Annotated in this window: 17 protein-coding genes; 3 read left to right on the top strand and 14 right to left on the bottom strand. The window is 73.6% G+C overall.

Annotated elements, in window-relative coordinates:
* Positions 1-44: 44 nt before the first annotated feature.
* From AB1673_09850 to AB1673_09795, 12 genes are all read right to left on the bottom strand, one after another.
* Positions 45-1,196 carry a hypothetical protein gene (locus AB1673_09850; GenBank protein MEW6154274.1) on the bottom strand — a complete coding sequence of 384 codons (1,152 nt, stop codon included), beginning with the start codon at positions 1,194-1,196 and terminating at the stop codon, positions 45-47.
* 115 nt (positions 1,197-1,311) lie between these two features.
* Positions 1,312-1,719: a hypothetical protein gene (locus tag AB1673_09845; protein ID MEW6154273.1), complete on the bottom strand. Its 408-nt coding sequence runs from the start codon at positions 1,717-1,719 to the stop codon at positions 1,312-1,314.
* A gap of 32 nt (positions 1,720-1,751) precedes the next feature.
* Positions 1,752-1,994, bottom strand: coding sequence for an AbrB/MazE/SpoVT family DNA-binding domain-containing protein (locus tag AB1673_09840; GenBank protein MEW6154272.1), 243 nt, complete (start codon positions 1,992-1,994; stop codon positions 1,752-1,754).
* A gap of 222 nt (positions 1,995-2,216) precedes the next feature.
* Positions 2,217-2,672, bottom strand: coding sequence for a hypothetical protein (locus AB1673_09835; protein MEW6154271.1), 456 nt, complete (start codon positions 2,670-2,672; stop codon positions 2,217-2,219).
* Positions 2,672-3,235: a hypothetical protein gene (locus AB1673_09830; protein ID MEW6154270.1), complete on the bottom strand. Its 564-nt coding sequence runs from the start codon at positions 3,233-3,235 to the stop codon at positions 2,672-2,674. The genes AB1673_09835 and AB1673_09830 overlap by 1 nt, the downstream gene beginning before the upstream one ends.
* A complete protein-coding gene (locus AB1673_09825; protein ID MEW6154269.1) occupies positions 3,232-3,648 on the bottom strand; it encodes a hypothetical protein in 417 nt (138 codons plus the stop codon). Before AB1673_09825 ends, AB1673_09830 begins: the two co-directional genes overlap by 4 nt.
* Before the next feature lie 3 nt (positions 3,649-3,651).
* Positions 3,652-3,861 (bottom strand): DUF6133 family protein, encoded by a 210-nt coding sequence (locus AB1673_09820; protein ID MEW6154268.1) that lies wholly within the window; start codon positions 3,859-3,861, stop codon positions 3,652-3,654.
* Between the two features lie 38 nt (positions 3,862-3,899).
* Positions 3,900-4,805 carry a type II secretion system F family protein gene (locus AB1673_09815; GenBank protein MEW6154267.1) on the bottom strand — a complete coding sequence of 302 codons (906 nt, stop codon included), beginning with the start codon at positions 4,803-4,805 and terminating at the stop codon, positions 3,900-3,902.
* The gene (locus AB1673_09810) at positions 4,802-5,683 is read right to left on the bottom strand and encodes a hypothetical protein (GenBank protein MEW6154266.1); all 882 of its coding nucleotides are present in this window, start codon (positions 5,681-5,683) and stop codon (positions 4,802-4,804) included. Before AB1673_09810 ends, AB1673_09815 begins: the two co-directional genes overlap by 4 nt.
* Positions 5,680-7,032 (bottom strand): ATPase, T2SS/T4P/T4SS family, encoded by a 1,353-nt coding sequence (locus AB1673_09805; GenBank protein ID MEW6154265.1) that lies wholly within the window; start codon positions 7,030-7,032, stop codon positions 5,680-5,682. Before AB1673_09805 ends, AB1673_09810 begins: the two co-directional genes overlap by 4 nt.
* Positions 7,029-8,339: a hypothetical protein gene (locus AB1673_09800; GenBank protein MEW6154264.1), complete on the bottom strand. Its 1,311-nt coding sequence runs from the start codon at positions 8,337-8,339 to the stop codon at positions 7,029-7,031. Before AB1673_09800 ends, AB1673_09805 begins: the two co-directional genes overlap by 4 nt.
* Positions 8,339-9,157 (bottom strand): SAF domain-containing protein, encoded by an 819-nt coding sequence (locus AB1673_09795; protein MEW6154263.1) that lies wholly within the window; start codon positions 9,155-9,157, stop codon positions 8,339-8,341. The genes AB1673_09800 and AB1673_09795 overlap by 1 nt, the downstream gene beginning before the upstream one ends.
* A 174-nt stretch (positions 9,158-9,331) precedes the next feature.
* Here AB1673_09795 and AB1673_09790 point away from each other — a divergent pair, with 174 nt between their 5' ends.
* Positions 9,332-10,192: a hypothetical protein gene (locus tag AB1673_09790; GenBank protein MEW6154262.1), complete on the top strand. Its 861-nt coding sequence runs from the start codon at positions 9,332-9,334 to the stop codon at positions 10,190-10,192.
* A 134-nt stretch (positions 10,193-10,326) separates the two neighbouring features.
* On the opposite strand, the gene rsfS is transcribed toward AB1673_09790, so the two are convergent.
* Entirely contained in the window at positions 10,327-10,674 is a 348-nt protein-coding gene (rsfS, locus tag AB1673_09785) for a ribosome silencing factor (protein ID MEW6154261.1), read from the bottom strand.
* Positions 10,675-10,808: 134 nt separating this feature from the next.
* Positions 10,809-11,405 carry a nicotinate-nucleotide adenylyltransferase gene (gene nadD / locus AB1673_09780; GenBank protein MEW6154260.1) on the bottom strand — a complete coding sequence of 199 codons (597 nt, stop codon included), beginning with the start codon at positions 11,403-11,405 and terminating at the stop codon, positions 10,809-10,811.
* Between the two features lie 66 nt (positions 11,406-11,471).
* Between nadD and AB1673_09775 the strand changes: the two genes are divergently transcribed.
* Both AB1673_09775 and AB1673_09770 read left to right on the top strand, forming a co-directional pair.
* On the top strand, positions 11,472-12,842 hold the full coding sequence (locus AB1673_09775; GenBank protein ID MEW6154259.1) for a class II 3-deoxy-7-phosphoheptulonate synthase: 1,371 nt from the start codon (positions 11,472-11,474) through the stop codon (positions 12,840-12,842).
* Between the two features lie 213 nt (positions 12,843-13,055).
* On the top strand, positions 13,056-14,885 hold the full coding sequence (locus tag AB1673_09770; GenBank protein MEW6154258.1) for a hypothetical protein: 1,830 nt from the start codon (positions 13,056-13,058) through the stop codon (positions 14,883-14,885).
* The last annotated feature ends 666 nt before the right edge of the window (positions 14,886-15,551 follow it).

Below are 15,551 nucleotides of genomic sequence, written 5' to 3'. Positions count from 1 at the left end.
TATAGTGCTATTTCATGCTTCACACAACATTTTGTGCCTATCCGCTAATCGAACGGTGGGAGGTCACGGGGCGCGGGTGCCAGGCTGGCCACGATGTCGAGCAGGGCCCGGCGCTCGACCTCGCCGCTGGCCCGCACGTGGGTGCCGGCCACCTCGGCCCGGGCCTCGACCAGGCTCGACGACAGCCCGCCCGGTGTCTCGACCACCTCGATGGCCCGGCCCCGGTGTTCCACCGCCTCCCAGGCCAGGTTGTCGGCGATGGGCTCGGCCGTCTCATGGAGGCGCACCCGGGGCGCCCGTCCGTCCTCGCCCAGATGGACCATGACCGTGTCGCCCCGAGGTGGGCGGTCGGCGGCGGGAACGTAGAGCACGGCCATCGTCCACCCCCGGGGCACCAAGGCGGGGATGACGACCGTGAACGAGGCCCGCCGGGCTGCCTCCTCGACCGACAGGGGCCGGGGCCGGGCGAAGACCCCGCCGGGCGAGCGGGCGACCGAGCCGTCGGGCGCCTCGAACCGGAAGAGGCCGTCGTCCAAGGGCACGTCGAAGGCCGCTTCGACCGCCTCCCACAAGGCGAATACCTCCCCTGACGAGCGAGCCTCGCCCCGCAGGACCACCCCGGTGGCCCGGTCGACGGCCAGCGCCAGCTCGTCGGCGCCAAATGCGGGCTCGGCCACCAGCAGGCGGCCCGGCGCGGTCTCCGGCCGGCGTACGGCCCGCGCCCCCACGGCCGGTCGCCCGGCCACCTCCCGCGGACCGGTCACGGAGAACCGGTAGCCCCCCAGCAGGTACGAGGGGTCGAGCATCCAGTCCACCTCGTGGAGCCCTCCCCCACCACGCACCTCGGGCTCGTCCTCGTTGGTGATGGCCCCGCTCAGCTCGGTGTACGACCACCACAGCTCGCCCCGGGTCACATGCAGGCTGGCCCCGTGGGGACCGTCGGCCTCGGCCCTCGACCGCCGGCCGGGCTTGTCGACCCAGGCCCGCACCAACGACTCCCACACCGGGCTGTCGTCGCCGTGGCTCCGGCGGGAGCTCACCACCGTGGCGCCGGCGGCTCGAGACCGCTCAGCCGCCCGCTCCATGGCCCGCCCGGTGGCCTCGCTGTCGGTCCACCGCCTGACAGCCAGGCGAACCGTCGCCCATCGGTCGGGCGGCCCGTGCAACAGTTCGAGCAGGTCCCTGAGATCGCTCATACGTCCTCCCGTCCGGTCACCCCCACTACCACTGTGGCAAACCTCAGCACGACGCGGAGGGCGCTGATCTGCCGGCGCCACGCGCGTCCGGCGTCGGCCACCAGGGCGAGGCTGGTCATCGGGCGATCGTGCGGACTGGGACCCCGAGGGCACTGGCCGCGGATCGAAGGGGTGGGTTGTCGTCAGCCGCGGCAAGGCAGACCTCGGCCTCGAGGTGATGTGCTGCCGCGAGCGCCTCCAGCGACAGAAGGTTGAGGCGTGCTCGCTCGCCGACGAGTTGTCCCATCGGCCAGCCGAGGGTACGAAATGACAGCAGTTCGATCGTGGCCGGAAGCTCGATGACCGCGGCAACGGCCTGCGCAGCGAGATCCTCGTTGACCGCACCAAGCCGGCGCGACATCGAACCCACCACTGCTGGGCCCGTGAGCGCTCGGCACAGACGGTGGTACCAGAGGCCGGTCGTGGCGATGATGGCTCCGGCTGGCCGCAGGGTCTGAGGCTCGTCGTCGAGGAGGACCCGCAAGAGAAGGTGGTCGTCGACGAGAACCGTGACCATCAAGCGAGCTCGGGCTCGTCAGCAGCGATACGTGAAGCCAGCTCGGGATATCCCCCGGCGTCTTCGATCGCCGCTCTTAGGAGTGCCCTTAGCCCGCCCCGACCGGCGGGGACGATGACGAGGGCGGCACCCAGGTCCGCTATCTCGACATCGCCGCCTTCGGTCAGGTTCCATCGCCGACGCGCCTCGGCGGGGAGCGCCATCTGGCCTCGCTCTGAGACGCGGTAGTTCGACACGGTCATGGACAGATGCTCTCACAAGGCGAACGGGACGATGCACAAGGTCACCTTGTCACTGGGCGGGAGGGGCCCGCCGCCAGCCGCGAGCGTTGCTGCCAGCGGGCAATCCGACAGGAGGCGATGTCCGCCAGGGAGGGCACCCCATTGGCCGTTCCCCTCGGGGGGCACGCCCGGTGGCCGTTCCTGCTGCGGGAGCCCGGCCGTCGGTCGCCACTGGGGCCGGCCTCAGCACGACGCGCCCTCCTGCACGGGTCGCGAGGTCGTGGCCGCGTCGACGAGGGCGTCGTCGGGCCCGCCCGGCAGGGCGGGAGCGAACAGGTAGCGCACCCAGGCCGAGGCCTCGACCCGCAGCGACCACGTGCACCCGCCCGGGGGGCGCACGACCTCGGCCCGCACCTGCAGCGACCGGTAGCGCCCGGGGTCGAGGCTGGCCCGCACCCGGGCCTCGGCCACCCGTGCCACCTCGTCGTCGTGAAGCTCGACGGTCCCCCGCCCGTAGAACGCGTCGTCGGCCAACGCCTCGGTGGCCGCGTCGTTGGCCGCCGCGGCCACGGCAGCCGCCACCTCCCGTTCGCCCAGGAACGCGATCGACGAGTCGACGGCCACCGCGGCCAGCACGATCACGATCATCACCCCGGCGGGGAACAACAGCAGCACACTGCCCCGCTCCCGCCGGCGCATCAGCACCCGCCTCGTGGGACGCCGCTGCGGTAGGGGTCGACGATCTCGCCGTGGCGGGCCACCGCCCAAAAGCCGGTGCCGAACCGTCCCACGAACGGGATGGTCAGCGCGGGCACCGGGTAGCGGGCCTCGAAGCGGACCTGGGCGCAGCGGGAGAAGTCGGCCTCCAAGCTCACAAGCTGGAGCTTGTCCGGGTCGCGGCCCATACCCCGCACGGCTTCGCGCCCGGCGGCGTCGGCCCGGGCCCGGGGGTCCGAGCTCACGGGCGACTCGACGTAGGCGCGCGTCGCCTCCCGGGCGGCCGACGAGGCGGCTGCCTTGGCGTCGACCACCGCCCATGCGTTGGCCACCAGCAACGTGCCGGCCACGAAGACCAGCAGGGCGAAGGGCAGGGCCTCAGCCCCCGCCAGCTGGCCCGCCTCGTCCCGCCTCGGCCGCCGACGGCCGCTGCACGACGAGGCCGGCCCGGCCACGCCGGGCCGGCCCTGCCGGTTGCGAGCCCGGCCCCCGGCCCTGCGGCCCCAGAGCCCCGCCCGCCCGCCTGCGGGCCACAACCGGGTCACCGGAACCTCTCGACCCGCAGGCGGACGGTGCGGTCGATGTCCCCGAAGGGCAACTGGCCGCCGCCCATCGAAGGCAGGACCACCCTGGGCACCTGGCCCCGCACGCGCAGGACCACGTCGTCGTCGTTGCTGGCCGACCAGTCGAAGGTCACCTCCTGGCCGAAGCGCCCCAGGAGCTGGCGGGCGTGGTCCTCGGCCCCCGCGAAGTCGGCCGTGGCCCGGTCAGACCCGGCCACCATCCGGGCCGCGTCGTAGGCGACCGACGTCAGGACGGTCGTGGTGTAGAGGTTGAACAGCGCCTGGACCGTGAACAGCAGCGTGCCCAGGAAGACCACGAAGCCGATCCACGTCGAGATGGCCCCGCTACCGCGTTCCGATCGGCACGAGACTGCCCGGCGGCACCGAGCCGCCACCGGTCAGTTGCCGATCTTGGCGATCTGGTCGCTGGTCTGGCTGCTGGCGTCGCCCCACAGCTGCTGGATGCCGACCCACATGATGGCCCCCAGCGCGGCCATGATGAGCACGGCGATGGCCGCCGATATGACGCCCTCACCCCGCTCGTCGCGCACGGCCCGGCCGGCCTGGGCCCGCAGCCACACATAAGTGAACAGGACGGTGTCTGCCATTGCTCGCTCCTTGTTTGGTTGTTTGCGAGGACTTGGGGTCATGACTGGGAGTAGAGGCGCAGCGCCTCCATGAACGGGACGACCAGGAACAGCACACCGGGCACCAGGGCGGCCACCGTCACGGGGATCCAGACCTGCTGCGAGCGCCGTTCGATGGTCGCCACCAGGGCCCGGTGGGCGTCGCGGCGGATGGCCCGGGCCTCCTCGGACACCAGGCGCCCGAGGTCGCTGGCCTCGCGGTTGAGGGCGAGCACCGGCACCAGCCGGGCCAAGGCCTCCACGTCGGCCACCGCCGCCCACTCCCGCAGGGCCTCGACCTCCGTAAGGCCTTGGCGGATGCGCCCGCACACCCGGGCCAGGTCACGGGCCGCGACGCCGTTGCCGCGGGCGGCCAGGCGGTTGAGGGCCGCCCCCAGGGAGTAGCCAGCGGCCAGCAGCATGGCCATCTGCTCGGCCACCACCGGCAGTTCGAGGAAGAGCCGCCGCTTCCACGTCTCCGACGCCGCCGCCAGGCGCTGCTCGAGGACGAGAAAGGCCAGCAGCGGGCCGGCCAGCACCACGATGAGCCCGGCCGCCGGCGGCGGGCGCAGCACGAGGGCCAGCCCGGCGGCCGCCCCGAACCCGGCCAGGCTCCACCCCACCTGGCGCAGGCGGAAGGCGGTCACGTCCAGGGGGGAGTGAAGGCGCTCGAGGCGCACCGACAGTTCCTCGGTGACGCCCAGGGCGCGGGCCGCCCGCTCGCCGATCCCCCGGCACAGCGGGCCGATCACGTCCCGGAACGAGTCGACCGAGAGAACATGGCGACGGCCCACCGTCCGCTGGCCCCCGGGGACGTAGGGCCGTAGGCGGTCGGCCAGGCGGGGCCGGACGAACCAGCGCACCTGCGACAGCACAAGTGTCATCCCCGCCCACAGCGTGAGGCCCGAGGCCACGGCCAGCCTCACCCGAACACCCGCTCCTCGTCGGGCAGGCGCATGATCCGCCCCGACCACAGCCAGCAGCCGATGACCACCGACACCGCCAGCAGGGCGGCCATCTGGCCGGCCGGGCTACGGAAGGCGGCTCGGCCGTCGCCGATCGAGAGGCCGGCCAGGGCCATGCCTACGGGCACGATCAGCACGAACCGGCGGGCGAAGCGCACGCCCGCCTGCTGGGCCTGGGCGTCCTTGCGGCCTTGGATGTCGGCCGCCCGGTCGTCGACGAGCGCAGCCAGCCGCTTCTCCAGGTCGGTGCCACCGATCTCGTGAGCCACGAGGAGCGTCTCGCAGGCGGCGTCGGCGGTGGCGTCGGCCAGGCGGGCCTTGAGCACCTCGACGGTCCGCTCGAAGTCGGTCGTCAGCAGCCACTCGCGGTGGGCGGCTGCGAAGGCCGGCCGCATCTCCTGCGGGCCCCGCAGGCCCACCTCGAACAGGGCCTGGGGCACCGAACGCCCGAGAGACCCGGTCAGCAGGGCCATCTCCTCGATCATCCGGGGCCAGGCCTCGGCCGTCGCCTGGCGCCGCCGGCGCCGCCGGGCCCGGTAGGAGACCGCTGGGTAGGTGGCCGCGAAGCCCCCGATGGCCAGTGCCGGGAGTGCCCCGCCCAGCAGGGCGTAACCGAGGGCGGTGGCCACGACGAAGATGAGGACCACCGCCGCGAAGAACTGCGAGGGCCGCACCCCGTCGAGCCCGGCCTGGGCCAGCCACTGCTGGACGTCGGCCCGCCGCCGGGAGCGCCGCCCCAACCCCGGGGACACGCCCGCCCCTCGCCAGCCGAAGGCCACGGCCGTGTAGAGGAGGAAGACCCCGTAGGCGCCGGCCACGGCGAGGAGAAGTCGGGTCACGGCACGACCTTGCGGGGCCGGCGGCCGGCCCCCGCCCCAGGGGTCAGCGTTCGGGGCCGCTTGGCCTCGGTGTCGAGCAGCGCCCGGACCTCGTAGCCCGCGTCCTCCAGCAGGCGCCCGGCCCGGACCGGGAGGTACCCCGTCCACCGTAGGGGCTCGCCCTGGCGGGCCCGGGTGAACAGCTCGGTGGTCGTGAAGGCCACCGACTCCCGCCCGGTCTGGAGCTCCTCGACGGCCAGGATCTCGTGGACCTTCACCTCGGCCCCGGACCGGCTGCAGTGGACGACCAGGTCGACGGCCTCGCTCACCAGCGCGCTCAGGGCCGAGAGGGGTAGCTCGGTGGACGTGTCGGCCAGCTGGCATATGAACCGCAGGCGGGTGAGAGCCTGGCGGGCCGACCCGGCGTGGATGGTCGTGAACCCCTTGACCCCCGACGACAGGGTCAGAAGTAGGGGGAGGGCCTCTCGGTCTCGGACCTCGCCCACGATGGCCACGTCGGGGGCCATACGCAGGAACCCGGCCACCAGCCGGCGCAGGTCGACCTCCCGGCGGTCGGCCCGGGGCGGACGGGTCTGCATCGAAGCCACGTTGGGCAGGGGCACGTCGGCCTCGAAGACCTCCTCGGCCACCACCACCCGCAGCCCGGGGTCGAGCTCGGCCGCGCAGCACGACAGCAGGGTGGTCTTGCCCGCCCCGGGCGCCCCCGAGAACACCATCGACAGCCGGGCGCGCACGCACGCCCGCAGGAAGGCGGCCACGTGGCGGTCGAACATGCCCCGGGCCACGAGCTCGTCGAGGCTCCGGAAGGCCACGCCCGTGAACTTGCGGATGTTGACCAGCAGGTGGCCGTCGCGTCCCACGTCGCCGTGGACGATGTGCAACCGGGCCCCGGTGTCGAGCTGGGCGTCCTGGAGGCCCTCGGCCGGGTCGAGCTTGCGGTGCGAGACGGTGGCGTCGTCGAGGATCTTGGTGAGGGTGCGCACGACGTGCTCGTCGTCGTTGAAGACCTCGTCGTGGTAGCCGCTGGGCCCGACGTGGCGGCGCACGAAGATCAGGTCGGGGGCGTTGATCATGATCTCCCACACGTCGTCGTCGGCCAGGAGGGGTTCGAGGGGGCCGTAGCCGGCCAGGTTGCGGAAGGCCCGTTCGGCCACGACCTCGGGGTCGGCGAGGTCGAAGGTGTGCAGGCCCCGCTGGTAATCCGAAGACCAGCGTCGGACCTCGTCGTCGATCAGCGCCCGCAGCTTGGCCTTGCCGGCGTCGCCGGCCATCTCCAGGGAGATCTCCTTGGCCCGGGCCTGGACCCGGCGCTCGATCTCCTGGAGGGGGCTGGCCTCGCCGCCGTTCACGACCCCGCGGCCTCCGCCGTCCAGTGGCCCAGGGAGCCGGGCCTGACGGGCTCGGGCACGGTCTCGTCCGTCGCCGGCTGGGCGGCCCGGTCGACCACCGCCCGCACGGCCCCGGCCAGCGGGTGGCCCAGGGCCGATGGCAGGCGGGTGGCGTCGCGCATCGGTTCCTCGAGGCGCCGCTCGGGCAGGAACAGGGGGCTCGGTAGGCCCAACCCACCGGCAGCCATGACGACGGGCTCGCACAGCTCGGCCAGCGCGGCGGCCAGGCTCGCCCGGGAACGGCCGGAGCGGGGCGCCCGGTTGACCACCGGTAGGAGCCGGTCGGGCGCCACCCCGAACCCGAGAAGCCCGTCGAAAACCCGGACCATGGCGTGGAGGCCCTTCATGGTCGGCAGACCCACGACCACCACGACCTGCGCCCGCTCGGCCGCCGTGCGGGCCATCACGTGCCGCTCCTCCACGTCGAGCGACCCGCCGTCGTCCTCCCCCTCGACGTCGGGGTCGACGTCGCACACGACCACCCGGAAGGTGCGCTCCAGCGAGTCGAAGGCGGCCACGAAGGCCTGGGGCCGCAGCGTGGCCCAGTGCCGGGCCCGGCGCAGGCCGAGCAGGAGCTGGTAAGGACGCCCCGGGGGCTCGGTCAGCAGCCCTCTCACCTCGTCGGCCGCGGGCAGACCGGCCCGGTGGGCCTCGACCAGCTCCTGGACGCCGGGCCCGAGGTCGCCGACGTCGTGGAGCATGGCCAGCTCGGCGTGAAGGCGCAGGTCGGCGAGCACGACCATGCCGGCCTGGCGTACGTCGTCGCCCATGGCCTGGGCCAGGGCCATGGCCGCGGTGGAGGCCCCCGTGCCGCCAGGGCCGGTCACGGCTACCACGGTGCCCCGCCACCCGGTGGGCACGGCCCGGCCCGCCAGGTCGTCGGCCCGTGCGTGGCTGCGCTGGACCACACGGGCGTGCGACGTGAGCGCGTGGAGCAGGTCGTCGCGCCCGAAGTCGGCCGGCAGGACGCGGGCCACGCCCAGGGCCGCCCAGTCGCGGCTCACCCGGCGGTCGTCGACCACGAGCACGGCGCACCCGGCGGCCGCCGCCCGCGAGAGCAGGTCGCGGTCGACCACGGGCAGGCTGGCGTCGGCCACCAGGGCCGAGAAGGGCCGGCCCGAGGCGAGCCGGGCGCCCACCTCCTCGGCCGAGAGGCACTTGACGAACTCGGCGGGCAGTGCCCCCGAGTTGGCCCACGCCCCCACCGAACGGAACCAGTTGGCCCGGGCCGGGGCCAGGCCCAGGACGACGAACCGCTCGCCTGCCATCAGGGCCGCCCCGCCGATGTCGCCGCCGATGTCCCCGCCGATGTCCCCGCCGATGTCGCCGCCGATGTCCCCGCAGGCGGCGGTGGGGGCGCGGGTTGGCGGAAGGCCGCCCCCCCGCCGTCGACCGGGGCGGACCCCGTGGCACGGACGACCGTCAGCTTGGCCAGCTGGAGAGCGTGGGCCAGGGCCACCGCATCGGCAGCATCGTCGACGGCCACGGTGACGGCCGTGTCTGCTTGCTCGCCCACCCGGTCGCGGCCTCGGTCGAGGGCGACGACCAGCGCCTGGTGCAGCACGACGGTGGTGAAGGCGTCGGCCCCCGAACCGTAGGTGGCCAGCACGTCGACCCGCTCGCCGTGCTCGAGGGTGGGCGCCAGCGTGGAACGCGGCACCGAGAACGTCACCTCCCGGGAGGACGGACCGCTGGGCTTGGCCACCACGGAACTGGACTGCACGAGGTCGCCGGCGGCCAGCGGGGCCACCGTGGTCGCCCCTTCGAGGACTGCGGGGTCGGTGAACACCCGCTCGCTGTGGCCCGGAGGAAGCTCCATGGTCGCTCGCACCAGGTCGCCGGCGGTCAGGCGAGCGCCCGGCGGCAGATCGTGGCGGGCGACCACATAAGACGCAGTGGGGCCCTCGTCGGTGCGGGTCGAGGCGTAGAACAGCCCGACCACCGAGGCGGCCACCAGCAGGCCACCGAGAACGGCACGGCCTCCGGGCAGAGGGCGCCGGCGGTCCCCGCCCCGCCGCCGGGCGGCGCCCGCGGCCATCGCTGGCGAGCGGGCACGGCCGTTGTGCCGTTCGTTGCCCGCCCTCACCGCCGCTCCCGCCTCCGCCATCCGCTCCCGCCCCTTTCCGCCTCTCCACCGGTCCACACCCACTGTATGAGATGCCATCAGACGTGTTCAAGAGGTAACCCGTACTTTTTTCGGCGCTCGCGACTACCCGGTCCAGGGCCACGCAGGTGGGCGGCTGCGCGAAACTGGCCGCTCATGCCCCGCCTCCTGGACACCACAGCCGCCTTCGAGGCGTTCGCCCGCAAGGCCGCCATCGAGACCCCTTACATGCGTGAGGGCCTGTGGGTCGACAAGTACGAGGGGGCTCACCCCGAGGTCTTCGAGGCCTTTTACGCGACCCACGGCTCACCTTCGGGGCGGGCCGCCGTCGTGCGTGAGCTGTCACGCGTGCGCGCCCGGGCCGAGGAAGCGGCCGGCGTCGTGCGCAGGGCGGTGGCCGACACCGAGAAGATCCTGCCCGGCCTGCTCGACCGCCCCGAGGTGCCGTCACCACTGCACGTCCTCATGGTCGGCACGCTTACGACCAACGCAGCCGTGGGGCGTATCGGTGACGACATCGCCGTCTTCCACTGCCTGGAATGGTTCCAGTCGGCCGAGGGCACCCAGGTGCTGGTGGCCCACGAGACGACCCACGCCTGGCACGAGCTGGCCCTGGGCACCAGCCCGCCCGAGAACGACGCCGCCTGGATGGCCTTCTCCGAGGGCATCGCCATCGCCGCCAGCCGGGCCGTCTACCCCGGCCGGCCCGAGCTCGACTACTTCTGGTACGGCCACCCCGACGTCGAGACGTGGCTTAGCTGGTGCACCGAACACCGCCAGAGCCTGCTCGACCACTTCCGGGCCTCGATCGACGCACCCGACACGACCGAGACCTACTTCGGGGGCGGCATGATCGAAGGCCAGTGGCGGGTGGGCTTCTACCTGGCCGACGAGCTGGTCAAGGAGCTGGGCTTGTCGCTCCCCCAGCTCGTGGCCATGAACGTCACCGAGGGCCGCACCGCCATCCGGGCCGCCCTGGGCCTCGGCCCCCCCGAGCCCCGGCCCTCACCCCACTAGCCGACCGGCCTGGCCATCCCGGCCCTGGCCCACCCCGAGGCCCGGCTCGATCCTGGTCACCCGCCCGATGCCCTACCGCCGGCTCGGGAGAGGACCCCAAGAAAGGGCCTCGGGGAGGGGACGCCGCGACAGGCTCACTCGATCTCGGCGGCTGCCCCGGCCTGCTGCCACTCGATGCGGGGCGCGTCGGGCCACAACCGCTCCAGTTCGTAGTAGCGGCGGGTCTCATCGAGGAACACGTGGACGGCGAAGTCACCGAAGTCGAGCACGGCCCACTCGGCGTGCTCGCGGCCTTCGACGCGCAGGGGCGGCCCGCCGCCGGCCTCCTTCACCTTGGCCTCGACCTCCTCGGCGATGGTCTTCACCTGCCGGTGGTTGCGGCCGCTGGTCAGCACGAAGGCGTCACAGATGGCCAGGACGGGCCCGATCTCGATGACGACGGTGTCCTCCCCCCCTTTGGCGTCGGCGGCGCGGGCTGCCACGCGGGCCAGGTGGCGGACTTGTTCCAGGTCGCGTTCAGTCTGGGTGGACGTGGGATCCCTCCGGTTGGTCGCACAAGGGGACGGCTCGACCGGTCACCAGCGCCCGCAGGGGGTGCGATCGGCGACGGGGAGCTTCATCTGCCTCCAGCGTACAGACCGCGGGCCGAGATGTAGGCGATCACCGGCGCGGGCACGAGCCAGTCCAGGGGCAGGCCGGCCGCGGCTCGCCTACGCAGGTCGGACCCCGACACTTCGAGGTGGGGGATGGCCACCCGGCGCGTCCGCCACCCCGGGCCCAGGTCGGCGATGGCAGCCCCCGGCCTGTCGACCACGGCCAGCGTGGCCAGGCGCCGTACATCCTCGGGACGTTCCCAAGTGCCGAGGTCGGCGGCTACGTCGGACCCCACGACCAGGAACAGCTCGGCCCCGGGACGGGCGGTGGCCAGCGCCTCCAGCGTGTCGGCCGTGTAGGAGACGCCGCCCCGGTCGATCTCGAGGCGGCTGGCCTCCAGGCCGTCGTGGCCGGCCACCGCGGCCTCGACCATGGCGAAGCGGTCCTCGGCCGGGGTCACCCGCCGGTCGCTCTTCTGCCATGGGTCGTGGGCCACGACCATGAGCACCCGGTCGAGGCCGAGGGCATGACGGGCGTTCACGGCCGCCACCAGGTGCCCCACGTGCACCGGGTCGAACGTGCCCCCGAAGACCCCCACCCGCTCCACCAGGGCGAGCATATGGGCCGGCCACCGCTAAACCGGGCTCCGTGGGGCGGCCAGGCCGCTACCGTCTAGTGAGCACTTATGAGCACCTCCCCAACCTCGACCGTCCCGCCTGAGCCGTGGACCCCGCGCACCTGGAGGGCCAGTCCCGCCCTCCAGCAGCCGGAATGGCCCGACCCGGGCGCCCTAGAGGACGTGCTCGCCCGCCTCGGGTCCCTGCCTCCGCTGGTGTTCGCGGGCGAGATGCGCAACCTCACGGCGGCCCTCGCCCAGGTGAGCGAAGGTAAGGCCTTCGTCCTCCAGGCCGGGGACTGTGCCGAGTCGTTCGACTTCTCGGCCGACGCCATCCGCGACAAGCTCAAGGTCATCCTCCAGATGGCCGTCGTGCTCACCTACGGCGCGGGCGTGCCGGTGGTGAAGATGGGGCGCATCGCCGGCCAGTTCGCCAAGCCCCGCTCGTCGCCCACCGAGGACGTGGGCAACGGCCTCGTCCTGCCCGCCTTCCGGGGGCCCATGGTCAACGACGACGCCCCGACGGCCGAGGCCCGGGTGGCCAACCCCGAGCGCCTGCTGCAGGCCTACCACCAGTCGGCGTCGACCATGAACCTGCTACGGGCCTTCACCAAGGGCGGCTTCGCCGACCTGCGCGAAGTCCACACGTGGAACCAGCAGTTCGTGCGCTCCAGTCCCCAGGGCACCCGCTACGAGCACACGGCCGCCGACATCGACCGGGCGCTGCGCTTCATGGCCGCCTGCGGGATCGACCTGGGGACCGAGGCCATCCTGCATGAAGTCGACTTCTGGACGTGCCACGAGGCCCTTCTGCTGGGCTACGAGGAGGCCCTCACGCGCGAGGAGTCGCTAACCGGCCGGTGGTACGACTGCTCGGCCCACCTACTGTGGATCGGGGACCGGACCCGCCAGCTCGACGGGGCCCACGTGGCCTTCCTGACCGGTGTGGAGAACCCGGTGGCGGTCAAGCTCGGGCCCAGCACCACCGCCGATGAGGCCGTCGGCCTGTGTCAGCGCCTCAACCCCCACCGGGTACCGGGACGGCTCACCCTGATCGCACGCATGGGCGCGACCCGGGTGGCAGACCTCCTGCCCCCTCTGCTGCGGGCCGTGCGCGACAGCGGGCACCCGGTCGTGTGGATGTGCGACCCCATGCACGGCAACACCTACTTGTCGCCCACCGGCCGCAAGACGCGCAGCTTCGACGACGTGCTGGGCGAGGTACGCGGCTTTTTTTCAGCCTGCCGGGCCGAGGACGTCTGGCCAGGCGGGATCCACGTGGAGCTGACCGGCGAGGACGTGACCGAGTGCGTCGGCGGCTCCGACGCGGTGCTCGACAGCCAGTTGCCGGACCGCTACCTGACCACGTGCGACCCCCGGCTCAATGCCCGCCAGTCCCTCGACCTCGCCTTCGGGGTGGCGGAGCTTCTCCGCAACTAGCTAGCTCGATGACCGGCCGTCCCCCCACCGCCGGTCATTGAGTAAAAATGAACCTCTCCGGTACATTTCTGCTCAATGCCAATCAGCCCCAGTAGGCGGCTGACCTCTGAACCCTCCCTAAGCGGCCGACCGCCCCGTTGGCCGCGACCCGGCTCTACCAGGGGGCTCGTCAAGGGGAGGTCGGCCGACCTCCTGGCCCTGGCCCTCCCTGCGGTGGCCGCCACCGCGTTGGCCCTGGCTATCTCTCGACGCGGCGTCTACACGAGCCCCGACGCCCTGGCTTACCTGGGCACGGCCGCCAACCTGGCCGGCGGCGACGGCTTCACCCCGCCCCCCGGGTCTCCTCCGGTGGCCAACTTCCCGCCCCTGTTCACCCTGTTGGTCGCCGCCTTCAGCTCGCTCGGCCCCAGCCCGTTCACGGTCGTCCAGGTCCTCAACCCCGTCCTCGGAGGCCTGGTGGTACTGGCCGTGGGTGTGGGCGTCCACCGGCTGACGCGGGCCCTGGGGCTGGCCGTGGCCGCCCAGGTCCTGGTGGCGGCCGGGCTCGACTTCCTGGCCTTCACAACCTCGGGACTGAGCGAGCCCCTGTTCGTGTTGCTGGCGGTCCTGACAGCCGCCGCCCTGGCCACCGCGAGTTCCCCGGCCCGGACGGGACAGCGATCCGCCCTCCTGGCCGTGGCCGCCCTCCTGGCCGGCGCCGCCTGCCTCACCCGCTACGTGGGCATAGCCCTGGTCGCGGGCGGCGCCTTGGCCCTCATGGTCGCGCGCCACCCCGGTCGCCGTCCTAGGCCCGCGGAGCCGGCGGGGGACGAGTCGGCGGTGGGCGGGCCAGCCGATGGCGGGGCGGTGGGCGGGCCAGCCGATGGCGGGGCGGCGTCAGGGCCGGCCGATGGCGGGGCGGCGTCAGGGCCGGCCGATGGCGGGGCGGCGTCAGGGCCGGCCGATGGCGGGGCGGCGTCAGGGCCGGCCGATGGCGGGGCGGCGTCAGGAGCGGCGGAAGGTGCCGAACCAACGGCCCGGCTGACGTTGCGGGCCCGGCTACTGGGGGCGGCCGCCTTCGCGGCCATCGCCCTGGCGCCCCTGGCGGGATGGCTGGCGTGGGCTGGGGGCACCGGCGGCCAGGTCGTCAACCGGACGGCCGGCTGGCACCCGCCGGGGCTCGACTGGTTCGCGGCCGGGGCCCGGACGGCGTCCGCCTGGTTCGTGCCCGCCGAGGTCCCCGAGGTGGCCCGCCTGGCCGGGGCCGTCCTGATCGTCACCGCCCTGGCCGTCGCCGCCGTGCGGGCCGGCGTCCGGGACCGGAACGGGCCGGGACGCCCGGCGCAGGCCCCACCCCACGAAACCTGCGCGGGAACCGTGGGCGTTTCACCCACGGTTCCCGCGCAGGTTTCGGTGGTCGTGGCCCTCACGGCCGTCCTCGCCGCTGCCTACGTCGGGGTACTGGTGGCCAACCGGGCGGTGTTCGAGGTGACGGGACGGCTCGACCAGCGGTTCCTGTTCCCGGTGCACATGGCTGCCGTCGTGATGGCCGCCCTGGCCCTGAGCCGAACGGCGGGGGCCCGGCTGGCCCGGGCCGCCCTCGTAGTGGTCGTCGCCGGCCAGGTGGCCTCGGGCGCGGCCTGGTCGTGGGACGCCCTGCGCGACCCCGAGGTCCGGCCCGGCGGGTTCACGTCGCCCGCCTTCGCCTCGTCGGCCGGGACCGAGGCCGTCCGCGCCCTGTCGCTGTCCCAGCCCGTCTACACCAACCAGGTCGACGCCCTCTGGCACCACACCGGGCGGGTGGCCACCCTCCTGCCCGAGAAGTCCGACTTCTACTCGGGCCGCCCCAACCCCAGGTACGAAGCCGAGTTGGCGGCCATGGCCCAGAGGCTGCACGCCGGTGGGCTGGTCGTCTACTTCACGCGACCGCCGTCGCGGCTGGTGGCGCTCCCGACCCCGCAGGAACTGGCGGACGCTCTGGGCCTGGTGCTCGTCGACCAGGACGCGGTCGGCGCCGTCTACCGCGCGCCCACGCCGGCCAGTCGACCAGGACCAGGGGGGTGACGGCCGCCCACGCCCAGTAGTCGAGGCCCAGGAGCAACCACGTGGCCGAGTGCAACGCCACGGCCCCCACCGCGTACCCGGGGCGGAGCCGGGCCCATACCAGGGCGAGCGGGAAGGTCACCTCCAGCGCCAGCACGAGCCCGGCCACCACGACGGGCACGACGGGCAGGCCAGCCACCGCCTCGGGCAGCCACGGGAACGCGACCCGGCCGCTGCGGGCGGCCACGGCCAGCACGTTGGACAGGTTGTCGCTCACCACCCATGCCGGGCCCGACTCGACCAGCTTGTGGAACCCGGCGAAGAAGTAAGCCCCGGCCACCACGACCATCGACGTCCGCAGCGGCCAGCCGTAGCGGGTCGAGGGCCGGCGGTCGGAGGACCGGGCCACCAGCGGGGCCACGAGCAGGGGTACGGTCGCCAGCAGGAGCAAGGCGTCGTTGTGCATGACCTTGCCCCGGCTGCCCCGCAGCCCGGCCAGCACCAGCAGGCACAGCCACGCCACCACCAGCCCCGCCCGGCGGGACCGGCCCCGCCCCACGACGGCCACGACGGCCCCCACCGTGCCCACCACCTGGAGGGCCGCGATGGCCTCGACCCCGGGCATGGCGTCCAAGGCCCTGAGGAACCACACGGGCCGGAACAGGGCCGCCGGTTGACCGGCCAGCT

The sequence above is a fragment of the Actinomycetota bacterium genome, assembly GCA_040754375.1.
Lineage (GTDB): Bacteria > Actinomycetota > Acidimicrobiia > Acidimicrobiales > AC-14 > JBFMCT01.
This window is presented reverse-complemented; position numbering and strand designations above follow the sequence as displayed.